At 50.3% G+C, this 1720-nt stretch carries 3 protein-coding genes; all 3 read left to right on the top strand.

The window, feature by feature from the left end; genetic code table 11:
* Window positions 1-405: Mu transposase C-terminal domain-containing protein (locus tag ACTNBR_RS16360; protein ID WP_441019248.1), on the top strand; the 405-nt coding region annotated here is incomplete at its 5' end.
* Window positions 405-1211, top strand: coding sequence for an ExeA family protein (locus ACTNBR_RS16355; RefSeq protein ID WP_427808895.1), 807 nt, complete (start codon window positions 405-407; stop codon window positions 1209-1211). The genes ACTNBR_RS16360 and ACTNBR_RS16355, both read left to right, overlap by 1 nt.
* 11 nt (window positions 1212-1222) lie before the next feature.
* A complete protein-coding gene (locus ACTNBR_RS16350) occupies window positions 1223-1549 on the top strand; it encodes a DUF6618 family protein (RefSeq protein ID WP_427808896.1) in 327 nt (108 codons plus the stop codon).
* The last annotated feature ends 171 nt before the right edge of the window (window positions 1550-1720 follow it).

Raw genomic sequence — 1720 nt, 5'->3', positions numbered from 1 at the left:
CTCGAAGAATTCAACCGTCTCCTCTCAGGCTATATCCGCAACCATAATACCTCTTACCATTCCGGGATCCGGGATATCCCACTGGAACGGTACCGCCGCACCTGCATGCAGGTAAAGATGCCGGGATCCCGGGCATGGCTGGACGAATGTTTTATGAACCGTGTGACCCGCAGGGTCAACCGGGATGCCACTGTCTCTATCGACCGGACGTATTACGATGTTCCCATGCAGTTCATCGCCACCAAAGTGGAGATCCGTTTCCTACCGGATGATATGTCCACCGCCTACATTCTTTACGAAGGGGAACATTACCCCATCCGGCAGACAGACCGTAACGAAAACTGCCGGACAAAGCGGAATAACACACCAACCCTTGATTATTCCCGGATGGGAGGTGAAAAATAATGTCTCTTGCGTATTATGGGCTTTCCTTTAATCCCTTTGACAAGCAAATGATACAAGAGAAAGACCGATTCCTTTCCCATGACATGACAGAAATGACCCAGCGGCTGGATTACCTAAAGGATGCACGGGGGATCGGTGTGTTCACCGCCCGTCCCGGCATGGGAAAATCGTTCTGCCTGCGCTGTTTCTCCAAAAGTCTGAACCCAAATCTGTACCACATGGAGTACATCTGCCTGTCCACCATCAGTGTCATGGAATTTTACCGCCAGTTCTGCGCCGCCCTCGGCGTCAGTGACAAAGGTGGGAAACCAGGAATGTTCAAGGCGATCCAGGAGCAGGTCTGGTATCTCTATAAAGAGAAGCGTCAGCCACTCCTCCTGGCGGTTGACGAAGCGCAGTATCTCTCCACCGGCATTCTGAACGACATCAAGATGCTGATGAATTACGGGTATGATTCCGTAAACTGTTTTACCCTGATCCTTTGCGGCGAATCCCACCTGAATAATACTTTGAGCCGCCCCGTTCATGAAGCACTGCGTCAGAGGATCACTGTCCACTATAACTTCTCCGGCCTATCGGATGATGAGGTGGCACGGTATGTCCTCCATAAACTCACCTGTGCCGGTGGAAGCGAGACCATGATAGAAAAAGCCGCTCTTTCTGCCATCCACAGCCATTCCCAGGGAAATCCCCGTCTGATCGACAATCTGATGACGGATGCCCTTGCCCTTGGCTCACAAATGGAGAAAAAGTCGATCGATGCAGAAGTGATCCTTGCGGCTGTCAGTAACCAGAACCTGATGTAGGAGGATGTGCTATGGAATATCAATGTACTCTTACAAGAGGGAAACGAAAAGAACGATGGAACGGGGAGATCCGGCTTATCAGACATTCGGGCTCCTGTTACGAAGCAGAGATCTCTGGCCGTGGGACTTACTTCCACGTAATCGCAGGGAAACACAGCTATGGGAACTATATCTGTATACCAAACCACGACGTAGGAAGTGAACTGTCCAGCTACCGGGATCTGTTCTGGAATACAGAGCGTCTTTCCGGACTTCTGAAAAAGGTGGATGCAGTGACGGTCGCAAGCGGACTGTGCCATCTTGAAGAACTGGGCAGTCTGGAAAAATACACAGATTAATAACACTGAGATCACGGAGCTCTATGGGGCTCCGTGATCTTTCAATACTCTCCAATAATGTGCCGTATTATCGCTGTCAATCTGCCATTAGCTCCCAGACTGCGCGGTCGATTCTTTAAAGGACGGAAAAATAATTTGTCGTTTGCGTCTCCCTCAATTCGCTGTCCAACA

Origin of the sequence: Bariatricus sp. HCP28S3_F11 (assembly GCF_052065395.1) — a bacterium.
In the GTDB taxonomy this organism is placed as follows: Bacteria; Bacillota; Clostridia; order Lachnospirales; family Lachnospiraceae; genus Allocoprococcus.
This window is presented reverse-complemented; position numbering and strand designations above follow the sequence as displayed.